The 15,351-nt window shown below is 66.2% G+C and carries 15 protein-coding genes; 11 read left to right on the top strand and 4 right to left on the bottom strand.

What is annotated here, in order from left to right:
- Positions 1–115 precede the first annotated feature (115 nt).
- Genes ACS7SF_RS08815 through ACS7SF_RS08805 form a run of 3 tightly spaced genes read left to right on the top strand, consistent with a single transcriptional unit; the run spans position 116 to position 1,639 of the window.
- A complete protein-coding gene (locus ACS7SF_RS08815; protein WP_439892581.1) occupies positions 116–436 on the top strand; it encodes an ArsR/SmtB family transcription factor in 321 nt (106 codons plus the stop codon).
- A 10-nt stretch (positions 437–446) separates the two neighbouring features.
- Complete coding sequence (locus ACS7SF_RS08810) at positions 447–941, top strand: arsenate reductase ArsC (RefSeq protein ID WP_439892580.1); 495 nt, start codon at positions 447–449, stop codon at positions 939–941.
- Between the two features lie 5 nt (positions 942–946).
- A complete protein-coding gene (locus tag ACS7SF_RS08805; protein ID WP_439892579.1) occupies positions 947–1,639 on the top strand; it encodes an aquaporin in 693 nt (230 codons plus the stop codon).
- On the opposite strand, the gene gstA is transcribed toward ACS7SF_RS08805, so the two are convergent.
- On the bottom strand, positions 1,628–2,257 hold the full coding sequence (gstA, locus tag ACS7SF_RS08800) for a glutathione transferase GstA (protein WP_439892578.1): 630 nt from the start codon (positions 2,255–2,257) through the stop codon (positions 1,628–1,630). The genes ACS7SF_RS08805 and gstA overlap by 12 nt on opposite strands.
- Before the next feature lie 109 nt (positions 2,258–2,366).
- Between gstA and ACS7SF_RS08795 the strand changes: the two genes are divergently transcribed.
- Complete coding sequence (locus tag ACS7SF_RS08795; protein ID WP_439892577.1) at positions 2,367–3,248, top strand: LysR family transcriptional regulator; 882 nt, start codon at positions 2,367–2,369, stop codon at positions 3,246–3,248.
- Between the two features lie 41 nt (positions 3,249–3,289).
- Here the strand turns inward: ACS7SF_RS08795 and ACS7SF_RS08790 are convergent, their stop codons facing one another.
- Together ACS7SF_RS08790 and ACS7SF_RS08785 are read right to left on the bottom strand one after the other, a co-directional pair.
- Positions 3,290–4,237: a sterol desaturase family protein gene (locus tag ACS7SF_RS08790; protein ID WP_439892576.1), complete on the bottom strand. Its 948-nt coding sequence runs from the start codon at positions 4,235–4,237 to the stop codon at positions 3,290–3,292.
- Positions 4,238–4,330: 93 nt separating this feature from the next.
- Positions 4,331–4,804 carry a hypothetical protein gene (locus tag ACS7SF_RS08785; protein WP_439892575.1) on the bottom strand — a complete coding sequence of 158 codons (474 nt, stop codon included), beginning with the start codon at positions 4,802–4,804 and terminating at the stop codon, positions 4,331–4,333.
- Between the two features lie 182 nt (positions 4,805–4,986).
- On the opposite strand from ACS7SF_RS08785, the gene ACS7SF_RS08780 reads away from it, so the two are divergent.
- The 4 genes from ACS7SF_RS08780 to ACS7SF_RS08765 all read left to right on the top strand — a co-directional run bounded on the left by ACS7SF_RS08780 (position 4,987) and on the right by ACS7SF_RS08765 (position 10,233).
- On the top strand, positions 4,987–6,789 hold the full coding sequence (locus tag ACS7SF_RS08780; protein WP_439892574.1) for a methyl-accepting chemotaxis protein: 1,803 nt from the start codon (positions 4,987–4,989) through the stop codon (positions 6,787–6,789).
- A gap of 131 nt (positions 6,790–6,920) precedes the next feature.
- A complete protein-coding gene (locus ACS7SF_RS08775) occupies positions 6,921–8,078 on the top strand; it encodes an ATP-grasp domain-containing protein (protein ID WP_439892573.1) in 1,158 nt (385 codons plus the stop codon).
- Positions 8,075–9,202, top strand: coding sequence for a hypothetical protein (locus ACS7SF_RS08770; protein WP_439892572.1), 1,128 nt, complete (start codon positions 8,075–8,077; stop codon positions 9,200–9,202). The genes ACS7SF_RS08775 and ACS7SF_RS08770 overlap by 4 nt, the downstream gene beginning before the upstream one ends.
- The gene (locus ACS7SF_RS08765; RefSeq protein ID WP_439892571.1) at positions 9,199–10,233 is read left to right on the top strand and encodes a Rieske 2Fe-2S domain-containing protein; all 1,035 of its coding nucleotides are present in this window, start codon (positions 9,199–9,201) and stop codon (positions 10,231–10,233) included. The genes ACS7SF_RS08770 and ACS7SF_RS08765 overlap by 4 nt, the downstream gene beginning before the upstream one ends.
- A gap of 23 nt (positions 10,234–10,256) precedes the next feature.
- Here ACS7SF_RS08765 and ACS7SF_RS08760 read toward each other — a convergent pair whose 3' ends face one another.
- Positions 10,257–10,604, bottom strand: coding sequence for a GFA family protein (locus tag ACS7SF_RS08760; protein ID WP_439892570.1), 348 nt, complete (start codon positions 10,602–10,604; stop codon positions 10,257–10,259).
- Positions 10,605–10,754: 150 nt separating this feature from the next.
- Between ACS7SF_RS08760 and ACS7SF_RS08755 the strand changes: the two genes are divergently transcribed.
- The 3 genes from ACS7SF_RS08755 (at position 10,755) to ACS7SF_RS08745 (ending at position 15,317) form a co-directional block, all read left to right on the top strand.
- Positions 10,755–11,240, top strand: coding sequence for a cupin domain-containing protein (locus ACS7SF_RS08755; RefSeq protein ID WP_439892569.1), 486 nt, complete (start codon positions 10,755–10,757; stop codon positions 11,238–11,240).
- Positions 11,241–11,333: 93 nt separating this feature from the next.
- A complete protein-coding gene (gene hemE / locus ACS7SF_RS08750) occupies positions 11,334–12,428 on the top strand; it encodes a uroporphyrinogen decarboxylase (protein ID WP_439892568.1) in 1,095 nt (364 codons plus the stop codon).
- Between the two features lie 582 nt (positions 12,429–13,010).
- Entirely contained in the window at positions 13,011–15,317 is a 2,307-nt protein-coding gene (locus tag ACS7SF_RS08745; protein ID WP_439892567.1) for a primosomal protein N', read from the top strand.
- The last annotated feature ends 34 nt before the right edge of the window (positions 15,318–15,351 follow it).

Genomic DNA, 15,351 nt, shown 5'->3' with positions numbered 1-15,351 from the left:
CAGCACCGTATGTGGGCCTATGCGACCCCTCTATTGCGGGGGGCGAGCGTTGTAATCCGTTCCGCAAACGTTGGGCGGATTAGGTGCCCTCCAATATTTCCAATATAGTGGAAATATGGAAGAAAACGACATCATCCGCGCCCTTGCGGCACTCGCACACAACCTGCGCCTGCGCGTGTTCCGCATGCTCGTCGTCGCCGGCCCGGCGGGGCTGACGCCGGGGGCGATCGCCGAGCTGCTCGACGTGCCCGGTGCGACGCTTTCGTTCCACCTCAAGGAACTGATGCACGCGCAGCTCGTGACGCAGGAGCGCGATGGCCGCAACCTCATCTACCGCGCCGCGTTCGATCACATGCAAGGGGTGCTGGCCTTCCTGACTGAAAACTGCTGCCAGGGCGAGCCCTGCGGCGTGGATGGCGCCGCCTGCCCGTGCTGACTTTGCACCCATGACCACCACCGTTCTGATCCTCTGCACCCACAACTCCGCGCGCAGCGTGCTGGCCGAGGGCATGCTGAACCACTGGGCGCAGCAGTTGGGCAAGGACGTGCGCGCCTACAGCGCCGGCAGTGCACCCAGCGGCCGCCTGAACCCGTTCGCGCTGGAGGTGCTCGCCAATGCCGGCGTCGACACCACGGGCTACCACAGCAAAAGCTGGGACGCGTTCGCGGTCGAGGGCGCGCCGCCGATGCGCATCGTCATCACCGTCTGCGACAGCGCGGCTGCTGAGGCCTGCCCGTACTGGCCCGGCAGTCCGGTGAAGGTGCATTGGGGCTACCCCGATCCGTCCAACGCATTGGGCGGCGATGCGGGCAAGCGCCAGGCGTTCGAGCTGACGCGCCAGGCCATCGGCTACCGGATGCTGCAGTTGCTGATGCTGCCGCTCGATACGCTGAGCCATGCCGAGCTGCAGGCCCATCTCGAACGCATTGCACGCACCTGAACACCATGGCGGATTGGCGCAACCGATGGCTGGCCGAAGCGCTGGGTACGGCCTTGCTGCTGGCAGTCGTCATCGGCTCGGGGATCATGGCCGAGCGGCTGGCTGGCGGGAACGTGGCGTTGGCGCTGCTCGCCAATACGGCCGCCACGGTAGGTGGGCTGTATGTGCTGATCGAAGTGTTCGGGCCCGTGAGCGGGGCGCATTTCAACCCCGTGGTGTCGGCAGTGATGGCGGTGCGAGCGGAGTTGCCGGGCGGCGCGCTGGTGCTCTACATCACTGCACAGCTGGTAGGTGCGGTGTTGGGTGCGTGGCTGGCGCACGCCATGTTCGACATGACGCTGCTGCAGTTTTCCACCAAGGTACGCAGCGGCGCAGGGCAGTGGATTGCCGAAGCCGTGGCGACCGCCGGTTTGGTGCTGGTGATCCTGCGCGCGCCGAGCCGGCGTGCCGCTTCGCTGGTGGCCGCGTATATCGGGGCGGCGTACTGGTTCACGGCGTCCACCTCGTTCGCCAACCCGGCGGCGGCGTTCGGGCGCATGTTCAGCGATAGCTTTGCCGGCATCGCCCCGGCCAGCGTGCCGGGTTTCATCGTCGCCGAGTGTGTTGGCGCGGCGATCGGGCTGGGCGTACACCTCGCGCTGCAGCCGCGCAAAGGCGGCAGCACCCAGCCCAATGTCATCGAACGCTCAGGCGACTGAACTGGCGGCTTCTTCCTTCACCAAGCCTTCTGCGCGCAACGCGGCTTGCACGGCCGGGCGAGCCGCCACGCGGTCCATGTACGCCTGCACATGCGGGTACGCCGTCATGGGCAGCGACAGGAAATTCGTCCAGTTCAGCACGGTGAAGGCATATGCGTCGGCCACGCTGTAGTCGCCGGCCAGATAGGGCTGCTTGGCGAGGCGCGCGTCGAGCTCGGCAAAACGCTTGGCGAGCTTGTCCTTGGCGCCTTGGCGGGTGGCCTCGGGCGTGTCCTTGTACCAGAGCGGCCCAAAACCCTTGTGCAGCTCGGTGCTGACAAAGGTCAGCCATTCGATCACCGACAGACGGTGCGTGCTGCCGGCCTTGCCGATCAAGGCCTGTGCCGGGTCCAGGTCGGCCACGTATTGCAGCAGCGCGGCGGCCTCGGTGTGGCGGGAGCCGTTGGCCAATTCCAGCAGCGGCACGTAGCCACGGGGCGAGATCGTGTAGTAATCCGTGCCGTCCGCGGTGAGGTGCTGGGCCAGATTGACGGCAGTCAGGTCAAACTGCGCGCCCACTTCACGCAGGGCGATATGGACGGCCAGCGAGCACGCGCCGGCGGAGTAATAGAGCTTCATGGTCGTTCGATCTCCAGGTTGGAACAGCCACTGCGCACGCAGGCAGCAGCGGCACTGGCGACACTGTAGGATTGCGTCCACGCCAATGGAATAAGCGCCAAGGAAAGTCATGCTTGCACAAACGCAATACCGCCTGAGCGCGGCCGACCTGGAAGTGGTGCTGGCGATGGCGCGTACGGGCACGCTGGCGGCAGCGGGGGAGCGGCTGGGCGTGGATGCGTCCACGGTGTTCCGCGCGGTGCAGCGCATCGAACGCGGGCTCGGGCAGCGGCTGTTCGCGCGCTCGCGCACGGGCTATCTCGCCAACGAGCTGGCGCTGTCGCTGGCCGAACGCGCGGAGCAGGTGGAAGCCGCGCTGGAATCGGCGCGGACGGTGGTCAATGCGGCGCCCGATCAGGTCTCGGGCACGGTGCGCATCACCACCACGGACACCATCCTCCTGGGCCTGGTTGCGCCCGCGCTGCAGGCCTTGCGCGCCGAGCACCCGAATCTCGCCTACGACCTGCGCGCCAACAACGAGCTGGCCAGTCTCACGCGCCGCGATGCCGATATCGCCGTGCGTGCCACGCGGCGCCCGCCGCAGCATCTGGTGGGCAAGCACCTCGGTTCCATCCGCGTGGCGCTGTATGCGGCGCAGGGTAGCGGCACGACCTACGCCGATGTGGAAGCGGGCCGCACGCCGTGGCTGGCCATTGACGACGCGATTCCCGAGCACCCTTCCGTGGCTTGGCGCAAGCGGCATTTCCCCAAGGTCATGCCCACGTATTTCGTGAACAGCCTGCAGATCGTGGCCGAGATGGTGGCGATGGGCATGGGGGTCGGCATCCTGCCCGTGCTGATGGCCCAGGCGCGTACCGACCTGGTGCAGTTGCGGGATCTGCACGACGCCAATCAGTCGGAGCTGTGGCTGCTGACCCATCCTGAGTCCCGCCATTTGCGGCGCGTGGCCGTGGTGTATGGGCATCTGGCGCAGACGTTGCGGCTGCCGTAACCGCTTAGCGGACGACTCCCTGTACCTGCAGGTGTGCGGGGTTATGACGAAACGACAGGCCGCTCATCTGGTGTGGGCTCGTCAAAGCGCAAACGGGTAGCGACGAGCGCGGCACGGCGGCGCAGGTCTTCAGTGGTCTCGCCATTGCCGTCGGGCCGCCAGCCGGGCGGGCGCAGCAGATATCCGAACACTTCACCCGCCGAGCGTGCCGTCTTCAGGTCTTGCCACAGGGCGCGCCAGTGGCTGAACTCGATGGTCAGCAGGTTGTATGTGCGCATCGGGTGCACGAGGCCGTAGCGGCAGGGCACGTCTTTGCGTTCGGGGATGTAGGTACCGAACAGCCGGTCGAAGAGGATCAGCACGCCGCCGTAGTTGCCATCGAGGTATTCGAGATTGGCGGCGTGATGCACGCGGTGCGCCGACGGCGTGTTCAGCACCCACTCCAGCGGGCCGAGGCGCGGAATCCACGTGGCGTGAATCCAGAACTGGTACAGCAGGTTTAGCGACAGCAGCATCAGCACGATGCGCGGCGGCATGCCCAGCAGCGGCGCCAACGCGAAGAAGGCGAGGGTGCCGGTCAGCTTGCCCGTCCACCCGAAGCGATAGGCGGCCGACAGGTTCAGGTCATTCGGCGAATGGTGGATGGCGTGGGTGCACCAGAACCAGCGCACGCGGTGCGCGGCGCGGTGGTACCAGTAGTAGCAAAACTCCTGGCCGAGAAAACAGGCAGCCCAGCCGGTCCAATGGTCCATCGGCAGGGTCCACAGCCGGTGCTGGTAGATCCATTCCAGGCCCTGTGTCCAGAACGCTAGCGGCAGCAGCCAGCGCAGTGGGTACTCGCGCACGAGGAAATCGATCACCGATACGCCGGCAGCCTTCCAGTCATAGCTGGCCCAGCCGTTTCTCAGTGACAGCACGATCGCCTCGGCCAGCGATGACACCAGCACGATGACGACGGCGATCTTGAGGATGGTCAGCAGCACGGCCATGGCGCTGGGCTCCGGTGAGGGGTGCCGGCGACGGTACTGCAAACCGTGCCAGGGCGGCAATTGGGAGCGGTGCCGGTGTGCGTTACAGCATATTCACCGCGCCCAGGTGTTGTTCCGGTTGTGCAGAAAGACATGCACACCACCACTCTTGTCTTGCGCCACGCCCGCGCTGCCCCATGGGTAGTCCGTCAGCCCGCCGGGGTCTTGGCCCAGCTTGCTGGTAATCCAGCGGCGGTGCCGCTGTTCCACCACGTCGATGTCGTCGTACGAGACGGCCTGCTCCATTTGAAAGAACACGCTGACGAGCGCGCCGCGTTCAAACCGCAGGCTGACAGTCACGGGTGTGGCGGCGTCCAGTACGGTCATGGTGGCGAACTGGCAAGGCACCTCCTCGCCGCAGACGCTTACCAGTCGGATGGGCCCAACGGTAAAGCGGCTCGGGAGTGCCTCCGCGCGTGTTTCGGGGGTGATGCGGAAATCGGCGAGTCCGACTTCGCCGTTGGTCGGGTCAATGTGGAGGGTGTTGTGCATGCGCGTGGTTTGACGAAAGCGAAGCGCCTGGGCCATCAGCGGGCAGGTCCTTGTTATAGCAGCGACCCCCTCGGAAGGGCGGGTTTTACCGGCTCAAGTTCCCCCAGCCGCTGCCGTAGCAGCTTGAGTGGCCCCGACAGCCGGCAATCAATCTGGAGGGCGCTACGGTCATACCCGTACGCAGACTGATTCACGCAGGACGTTCACTAAGAAGAATCATGATCTCCTCTCTCCGCACCCGCATCCTCCTGATTTCATCGGCCACTGTGATCGGCGCCCTGGCCCTGTCCGGCGCCGCCACCTATTCCATTGTGCGCAGCAACACGATGGAATCGATTGACCAGAACCTCGCCGCCATCGCCAGCGGCAACACGCTTGCCATCGACAAATGGGTCGCGGCCAAGGCGCAGGCCGTGAAGGCCACCGCCAGCGTGATCGAACATGGTGACCCGCAAGGCTTCGGCAAGCACATGGGCGATGCCAACGGCTTCCCGATCATCACGGTCGGGTGGACGGACAAGTCGTTCATCTCCACCAGCGCGACCACGCCGAAGGACTACGACCCGACGGCTCGCCCCTGGTACAAGCAGGCGATTGCCGCAGGCCAGCTGCTCGTCACCAAGCCCTACGGCGACGTGTTGACCGGTGTGCCGTATGTGTCGTTTGCCGCGCCGATGGTGAAGAACGGCGAAACCACGGGTGCGCTGTCGGGCGCCGTGCCGCTCGATGGCGTGCGCGAAGTGGTGTCCGCCGTGCACCCGACGCCGTCGAGCCTGGCGTTTGTGGTCGCCAAGGACGGCCAGGTGATCGCCCACCCCGACGCCAAACTGATGCTCAAGTCGGCCACCGACGTGGCGGCCGCACTCAACGCCGATGCGCTCGCCAAGCTGGCCACCGCCACGGCCCCGCTGGAACTGGAACTGGCCGGCGCGCCCAAGCTGCTTAAGGCGCAGGCCGTGCAGGGCACCGACTGGTATCTGGTGATCGCGCTGGACAAGGCCGAGGCCACCGCCGGTTTGCGCAACGTCGTCAAGGCGCTGGCCGTGGCCATGGTGCTGCTGACGCTGGCCGCCGTGGGCATCGCCGCGTTCTTTACCTCGCAATCGTTTCGCCGTCTTTCCCAGGTGCGCGATGCCATGGACACCATCGGTGCCGGCGGCGGTGACCTCACGCATCGCCTGCCCGTGGTCGGCAACGATGAAGTCGCGCAGATCAGCGCATCGTTCAATACCTTCATCGACAAGATTGGCGAGGTGCTGCTGGAAGTGCGGGCCAGTGTCGACAGCATGAAGTCGGCTACCGGCGAGATCGAAATGGGCAACCGCGATCTGTCCAACCGCACCGAGGTGTCGGCGAGCAACCTGCAGGAAACCTCTGCCGCACTGACGCAGTTGACGACCAGCGTGAAGAACTCCGCCGACGCGGCCGTGCAGGCCACGCGCCTGGCCAGCGAGGCCAGCGATGCCGCCACGCGCGGCGGCGAGGTCGTGTCGAGCGCCGTGAGCACGATGGACGAGATCGGCAAATCGTCTGCGCGCATTACCGAGATCATTGGCGTGATCGACAGCATCGCGTTCCAGACCAACATCCTCGCGCTGAACGCTGCCGTGGAAGCTGCCCGCGCTGGCGAGAACGGCCGCGGCTTTGCCGTGGTGGCCGGCGAGGTGCGTACCCTGGCTCAACGCAGTGCTACGGCCGCGCGCGAGATCAAGGACTTGATCCAGGCTTCGGAAGCCAGCGTGCAGACCGGCGCGCAACGCGTGCAAGCCGCCGGCGCGACGATGCAGGAGATTGTGCAGGGCATCGAGCGCGTCGCTCGCATCATCGGTGAGATTGACGGCGCGATGCACGAGCAAAGCGCCGGCATCAGCCAGATCGACCGCAGCGTCGCCGAGATGGACCAGGCCACGCAGCAGAACGCAGCGCTGGTGGAGCAGTCGACAGCGGCATCGGCGATGCTCAATGAGCAGGCGCAGGGTCTGGCGCGCACGGTGGGCTTGTTCAAGCTGCGCGCCCGCTAAATCCGCAAGCACAGTACCCCTCTTCATCGCGCCCGGGCCGGGTGCTCCTGTGCCTAGAATGGAGCCCCCGGCAACATCCCCCGCGCCTCTCGCTTTCGGCGGACGTTGCCTGATCTCAACGCTCCGCCCGTATGCCCAATGTGCTGATCCTCGGTGGCCGTGCGCCTGTCGCGCTCGACCACGCCCGCCGTTTTGCCCACCAAGGGTGGACGGTCTGCATTGCCGACAGCATTCCGTGCCAGATCAGCGGGGCGTCCAAGGCGGTGACGTCGACGTTGCGCATGGCTTCACCGCGCTATGCGCCAGCGCAATTTGTGGCGGACCTTGCGCGCATCGTGCGTGAGCACCGCATCGATCTGGTGGTGCCGACGTGCGAGGAAGTCTTCTACGTGTCGCGCTATCGGCATCACCTGCCGGGCTGCGTACGCGTGTTGGCCGACGACTTCAGCAAACTGCGCGCGGTGCATAGCAAATGGCAATTCCTTGAACTTGCGCAGGATTGCGGCGCCGATGTGCCGGTCTCCGCGCGCGTGCAGTCGCTGGACGAAGCGCGCGCCTGGGCGGCGGGCCGGCCCGTGGTGCTCAAGCCCGAGTACTCGCGCTTTGGCGTGCATGTGCGCCTGTATCGCAACGGCATCCCCGACGATGCGCCGCCACTGGCTGATCTGGGCGCGTGGGTAGTGCAGACGCTGGTAGCAGGGCAGGAGTTCTGCTCGTACAGCGTGGCCGATCGAGGCCGGCTGGTGGCGCATGCGCTGTATCGCCCGGATTGGCGCATGTTGACCAGCGCGAGCTTCTACTTCGCGCCTGCGCGCATCGATGCCGTGCGCGGTTTCGTCACCAACTTCGCGCGCAAGCTCGACTTCACAGGGCAGCTCTCGTTCGACTGGATCCAGCAGGCCAATGGCCGCGTGAGCCCGCTCGAATGCAACCCACGTGCGACCAGCGGTAGCCACTTGTTTGGTATCGATGACGCGTTGCCCGCCGCATTGGCCGGCACGCTCGATGGCTGCATCGAACCCTCATCCGGCGTGCCGCGTATGGCGGCGGCAGTCATGGCGTCGGTCGGGCTGTTTGAGGCACTCCGGCGCGGCAAGCTGACCCAATGGCGCCGCGACTGGCATGCCGCCACCGACGTCCTCGGCACCCCGGGCGACCGCGGTCCGCTGTGGGGCGGCGTGCGTAATCTCGCTGCGTATGCGCGCCTGGCTATCGCCCAGGGCTGCAACATGCGCGAAGCCGCCACACAGGACATCGAATGGGACGGCCAGGAGCTGCCCGAGGTATGAACGCGCCTGGCGCCGTGCCACATGCGTGTTTTGCCGACAAGGCGGCTGCGTTTCTGCACGTGCATCGCGGGCAGGCGTCGCTGCCGTTCGTGGCCAATCTCGTCACGCAAGTCGACGTGGTGGAGGCGGGTGGCTTGCCCTTGCCGGTCACCGTCAACGGAAGCGAGGATCGCGTCGGTCATGCCGACAACGCCTGGATCTGCTCGCCCATCACCACCTACGGCCGCTATGCGGCGGAAGAATCCGAGCGCCTGATGCCGCGTGTGCTCCGGCCGGTGTTGCGTGGCGCGATCGGCTTGGCCGATGCATGGATGCGGCATGCGCAGTTGGACCGCGCCGTCGCCGTCAACAACTGGCTGGTGAGCACGAACCTGTACCCATCGGCAGCGGCGTTCGACCTCGAAGCGCTGGTGCGCACGTGCCTTGAGCGCTGGCCGGATCGCGCCATCTGGCTGCGTTCGCTCAACACGGTGCAGCATGCCGACTGGTTGCGTGCTACTGCGGCGGCGGGCTTCGACCTGATCCCCACGCGGCAGGTCTACGTGTTCCGCGATCTGCATAACACACGCCAGCACCAGAACCTGCGGCGCGACCTGCGCTGGCTCGACAAGACGCCGCTGACGTTCGTGCCGCACGGCGCCTTTGTCGATGCCGATTTCGCGCAGGCCGAGCGGCTGTATGCGCAGCTCTATCTCGACAAGTACTCCGCGTTGAACCCGCGCTACACAGCGGCGTTTCTGCGGGCATGGCACGCGGCGGGGCTGCTCGACTGCGCGGGCTTTCGTGATGCGCAGGGCGTGCTGCGCGCGGTGGTCGGCGTGTTTGGGCAGGGGCCGCTGCTGACCGCACCCATCGTCGGTTACGACACGACGTGGCCGCCGTCAGCCGGCCTGTATCGCCTGCTGATGGCGCACGTGCTGCGCCTGACGATGAAGCGCGATGCCGAGTTGAACCTCAGCGCCGGCGCCGCCCACTTCAAGCGCCTGCGCGGTGGCGTGCCGGCCATCGAGATGAGCGCGGTCTACACCCAGCACTTGCCATCTGCCACGCGCCGCGCGATCGGTGTGTTGCGCAGCCTTACCACCCGGATCGGGGTACCCATCATGCAACGCTTTCAGCTATGACGGCCGCTGTCTGGAACCCCACGCTGCTGCGCGGTTGGTATCCCGTGGCCGAGGCGCACCGCCTGCGAGCCACGCCGATGCGCGTGACGCTGTTCGGTCGCGCGGTGGTGCTGGCCCGTTTGCCATCCGGCAAGCTGCTCGCGCTGGACGACCGCTGCCCACATCGGCAGGTACCGCTGTCGGATGGCGCACTCGTTGGCGAGACGCTGCAATGCAAATACCACGGCTGGACGTTCGGGGCCGACGGCCGATGCACCGCCATACCCGGTCTGTGCCCGAGCGCCGCCGTACCTGCCGTGCAGGTCCATGCATGGCACGTCTTTGAGCACGATGGGCTGATCTGGTTGAGTGCGCGACCACCCGGCGAAGCCGGCCCCGCTGCGCTCCCGGCGTTCCTGAATCGCCTACCGCCCGGCAGCCGGCGCTTTCTGTGGAGCACGCTCTGGCAGGCGCGCCCGGTGGACGCGCTGGAGAACTTTCTCGACCCGCTGCATACGCATCTTGTGCATCCGGGTCTCGTGCGCAGCCACGGTGCGCGCCAGCCGGTGACGGTTGCCGTCACGCAATCCGCCGATGGCATGCAGGTGGACTACACCGGCCAGCCGCAGCAGAGCGGGTTGCTGTACCGGTTGTTCGAATCGCCACGGACGGTGGAACGCGCGCATTTCGGTACGGCCGCCCCCGCGACGGCCCAGCTCGAGTACCGCTACGCCAACGGCAGCGCGCTGGTTTTCACGCTGCATTTCACGCCCGAAGACGAGATGCGCACGCGCGTATTCGCCACGCTGCATGTGGAGAACCGCTGGGCGCCGGCCTGGGCGGTGCGCTGGCTCGTGTGGCCGTTTCTCTATCGCGTGGCAGAGCAGGATCGCCGCATCGTCGAAGCCCAGGCCGCGAACAGCGTGCGCTTTGGGCGGCAGGATGGCATCTCCACCGAACTCGATCTCGTGCGGCCGATGCTCGATGCGGTGTGGATGCCGAATGGCGAGCCGGTGAGGGCAGGGCAGCGGGTCGTGCAGATGTGGCTGTAGCGCCGTAACTGGCTTAGTGGTGCTTACCGCGACCGCCCGTCGAAATGCGTGACCGGCACGCTATCCAGATCAATGTCTTCCAGGCAGCGCACGTTCACTGCAATCATCGGCGTGCCATCTGGCATGGCGCCCTCGGCATACGGGTGGATCCCGCAAGTCGGGCAGAAGCGGTGGTTGATCACGTGCTTGTGGAAAACGTAGGTGCGGGCGTTGCCCTCGGGCGTGAGCAGCCTCACCTTGTCGCGCGGCACGAACCACAGCAGCGACCCCTTGCGCTGGCAGATCGAACAGTTGCACGCCATGGCGCTGTCCGGATGGCCTTCGACCTCGAAGGCGATGTGTCCGCAGTGGCAACTTCCCTTGTGTGTCATGCCGGTCTCCTGTTCGGGCGGGGATGGGTGCCGTCCACTATAGGCAAACCGCAGGGCGACGGACGATGCGCCCTTGGGAGTCGCCCTAGTCTCCGCGCCCGCGTACCGATGCGACAATCGCCGCCATCGCGCCACACAGGAGGAGATGCCATGCGCCACCATCGTTCTGTTGCCGTCTTGCGGGCGGTTTGCCTTGTCGCCGGCTTCTGCGGATGTGCCGGTGCGTTTGCGCAAGCGTCGGCGCCGATGGCTGCGCCCGCCACACCGGCCGCACCGCCGCTTGCGGCGCAGCTCATCAACATGGGCAGCATGACGCCGGATGAAATCGGCCCCGTCATCGCCGAGATGGGCACGCTGCGCACCAAGACACTGGTGAGCACCACCAACGGCACGGTGGGCATCCAGGTGGGCACCGTGGCCAAGCACACGCACACCTATTCGGACGAGATCCAGTACGTCATGTCCGGCACGGCCACCGTCTGGCTCGACAACGGCCCGCGCGAGGTCAGGGCGGGCGATCTGCTGGTCATTCCGCATGGCGTGGTGCACGGCACGCTGACCACCAGCACGGACTTCAAGGCCATGGCGATCAAGCTGCCGCCGCAGCGCGCGGGCGATACGCACAAGGTGCCGTGAAGTGTGTTCTGACCTGCGCAGAGGTTGGCGTGGATCAGGCCGGGGCGGAAACACCTTCCCTTACAATGGCGCCCTCATCCAGAGTCCTCCGCCATGTCCGCACCGCTCGCCAACGACACCTTCCTGCGCGCTCTGCGCCGCCAGCCGACTGAGTACACACCGCTGTGGCTGATGCGCCAGGCGGGCCGTTACCTGCCCGAGTACAACGCCACGCGCGCGCGCGCCGGCAGCTTCCTCGGCCTGGCCAAGTCGCCGGCGTATGCAACGGAGGTGACGCTGCAGCCGCTGGACCGCTATCCGCTGGACGCGGCCATCCTGTTCTCCGACATCCTGACCGTGCCCGACGCCATGGGGCTGGGCCTGTCGTTCGCGCAGGGCGAGGGCCCGCGCTTTGCCAAGCCGGTGCGCACGGAGGCTGACGTGGCGGCGCTGTCGGTGCCGGACATGTCGCAATTGCAATACGTATTTGATGCCGTGGCCGAAATCCGCCGCGCGCTGGTGCAGGACGGCCGCCAGCGCGTGCCGCTCATCGGTTTCTCGGGCAGTCCGTGGACGCTGGCCTGCTACATGGTCGAAGGCGCTGGCTCGGACGACTTCCGCACCGTCAAGTCGATGCTCTATGCGCGTCCGGACCTGATGCACCGCATCCTCGAGATCAACGCGCAGGCCGTCATCGACTACCTGAACGCGCAGATCGAAGCCGGTGCGCAGGCTGTGCAGGTGTTCGATACCTGGGGTGGGGCACTGGCAGACGGTATTTATCAAGAGTTCTCGCTGGCTTACATGCGGCGTGTGGTGCAAGGCATCCGTGCCGGGGCCGATGGCCAGCGCGTGCCGGTCATCCTGTTCACCAAGGGCGGCGGCCTGTGGCTTGAAGCCATGGCCGAAACCGGCGCCGACGCGTTGGGCGTGGACTGGACGGTCAACCTGCAGCGGGCTCGCCAGCGCACCGGCGGCCGCGTTGCCCTGCAAGGCAACCTGGACCCGACCGTGCTGTTTGCCGAGCCCGAAGCGATCCGCACCCAGGTGCGCCGTGTGCTGGATGACTACGCTGCCGGCGGCGGTGGGGACGGCCACATCTTCAACCTCGGCCACGGCATTTCGCAGTTCACGCCGCCCGAAGCGGTGACGGTGCTGGTGGACGAGGTGCACAGCTACAGCCGCACGTTGCGCGCGAACGCCAAGTAACAGATCAATGTTGCAGTGCGATAGCGCTTGAATCGACCTGCTACGGTGCGTGCAGCCGACGGCACGAGTGGAATCATCGCCGCTTTGGTGCAGCTAGGGTGAGTGTCCACTCGCGTGCGGGTGGCCCAAGCTGGGCCAGAACCCCTGTCAAGCGATTTATTTCGCACGTTTTTGTGCAGACTTAAGCTGTCAAGACTTGACTTATGCACAAAGCTGTCTCGGCTGGTTTTTTTCGCGGCGCAGCAGTGGACGCTTCGCTCACACATCGCATAAGTGTTTGATTTTTCTGAGATAAAAGCGAACGTGCGGAAATCGTGCAAGCCAGAAAACCGCTGTGTTGACGGCCTTCCACGAGCAGAACCAGCGACTTTTCAACAAAGTTATCCACAGCCTGTGTGGACAGATCAAAAATGCGCCATCGATCAGGGCGCCAAGACGCAAACCTCAAGTAATACTTGAGCATTGGCAGCGCGGCGGGCTCACTGCGCCGGCAAGGGGCGACGGGCCAGCCGCTTTTTCCAGGTGCGCGATAGATCGCCGCAACGCAACAAACTCTTTGCAATTCAACCGTTTGCGCTTCGCATGACCACCACCCACGTCGACGCCGCGTTTTCTGATGCCCCGGTGTCGGCCGCCATCGCGCGGGTGGTGATTGATACGCCGCTCGATGCGGTGTTCGATTACCGGTGCGCGCAGCCGGTGTTGCCGGGGCAACTGGTGGTCGTGCCCTTCGGCAACCGCCGCGTGGTAGCACTCGTGGTCGAGACCGCCACCACCACCGACGTGCCGCAAGAGAAGCTGCGCGAGGTCGAGCGCGTGCTCGATTGGGTGCCGCCGCTCGATGCCGAATGGCGCGCCCTGGCCGAATTTGCCGCCGGTTACTACCACCGCGCGCTGGGCGAGGTGACCTTGCCGGCGCTGCCGCCGCTCTGGCGCACGCCGGGTAGCTGGGACAACCTCGCGCGCCAGGCCACCGAAACCGTCTACGTGATGGCCGAGCCGGCCTCCACACACGCCGCCGCATTGCTCGACAGCGTGCCCAAACGCGCCACCGGCGCCATGCGCCTGGCCGAAGCGATCACCGGTGACGGCGAGTTATCCACCAGCGCCGCCGTCGCGCTGCATGGACAGGCCGTGGCCAAGCTGCGCGACTGGACCGCTGTTGGCTGGCTGCGCGCAGAACTGCGGCCGAAAGCGCTGCTGCCGCAACCGCTCGAACTGCCTGAGCCTTCCGTCGCGCCCGCGCTCAATGATGAACAAGCCACTGCCGTGGCGGCTATCGCCCAGGCTGGAGCGGCCGGCTCGTTCAGCCCGTTCCTGCTCTACGGTGTGACGGGTAGCGGCAAGACCGAGGTTTATCTGCACGCCATCGCCGACGCCCTGGCGCGCGACCCGGCTGCGCAGGTGCTGATGCTGGTGCCTGAAATCAACCTCACGCCGCAGCTCGAAGCGCGCATCGCGGCGCGTTTTCCGGGCGTACCCATGGCGGCGCTGCACAGCGGCCTGGCCGAACAGCCGCGCGCGCTGAACTGGCTCGCGGCGCACCAGGGCGAGGCGCGCATCGTGCTCGGCACGCGGCTGGCGATGCTGGCGTCGCTGCCCAATCTGGCGCTCATCCTCGTCGACGAAGAGCACGATACGTCCTACAAGCAGCAGGAAGGCCTGCGCTATTCCGCACGCGATCTGGCGCTGTGGCGCGCCAAGCAACGCAACATCCCCGTCGTGCTGGGGTCGGCGACGCCCTCGCTGGAAACCTGGTGGCGGGCGGAGCAGAGCGCCACCACGCGCCTGACGCTGTCCCAGCGCGCGCAGGCCGAAGCGGTGCTGCCGCGCGTGTCGCTCATCGACCTGAATCTGGAGCGGCGTGCTGGGCGGGAGATTCGTGATGGGCTCTCCAAGCCGCTGGTCGACGCGATTGCCGATCGTCTGGCGCGTGGCGAACAGAGCCTGCTGTTCCTCAACCGCCGGGGCTACGCGCCGGTGTTGTCGTGCGATTCTTGCGGATGGCTGTCAGGGTGCCCGCGATGCTCGGCTTACCTGGTGCTGCACAAGCCCGAACACCGCCTGCGGTGCCACCACTGCGGCTATGAATCGCGCATTCCGCATCACTGCCCCGACTGCGGCAACGTTGACATCGCCCCGCTCGGGCGCGGCACGCAGCGCATCGAAGAGACGCTGGGCGCACTGTTTCCCGAGGCACGCGTCGCCCGCATCGATGCCGATTCCACCCGCCGCAAGGGCAGCGCCGAAGCGCTGTTCGACACCGTGCACGAAGGCAGCGTCGACATCCTGATCGGCACACAGATGGTCGCCAAGGGGCACGACTTCCAGCGGGTGACGCTGGTGGGGGTGGTGGCTCCGGATCCTTCGCTCTTCTCCCATGACTTCCGCGCCGGTGAGCACCTGTTTGCCTCGCTGATGCAGGTGGCGGGGCGTGCTGGCCGGGCTGGCCTTGCCGGTGAGGTGCTGATTCAGACGCGCTACCCCGATGCGCCGGCGCTGCAGGCGCTGGTGCGCCATGACTATGGCGGGTTTGCGCGTCAGCTTTTGCGTGAGCGCAAACAGGCTGGGTTGCCGCCGTTTGCCTACCAGGCGTTGCTGACCACCGAACACAAAGAAGTGACGCGGGCACTGGAGTTCTTGAAGGCGGCACGGGACATGGGCGAAACCCTGGTTGCTGAATCGGGTGCGCCGGTGTTCTTGCACGATCCTGTGCCGATGACCATGGTGCGGCTGGCCAACCGCGAGCGGGCGCAGTTGCTGGTAGAAAGTGGCTCTCGGGCGGCCTTGCAGAAGCTTCTGTCCGCCTGGACGGAGGGATTTGCCAGCATCAGCAAGACCGTGAAAGGGGTGCGCTGGCAGTTGGAGATTGATCCCCTGCGGATCTAGCCGGCGCCGTCTTACCCCCAACACTTGGGGAAAC

The organism is Ralstonia sp. 25C (assembly GCF_051904805.1).
Classification (GTDB): domain Bacteria; phylum Pseudomonadota; class Gammaproteobacteria; order Burkholderiales; family Burkholderiaceae; genus Ralstonia.
Note: the sequence above shows the minus strand (reverse complement) of the source record. Positions and strands in the feature narration are given on the sequence as shown.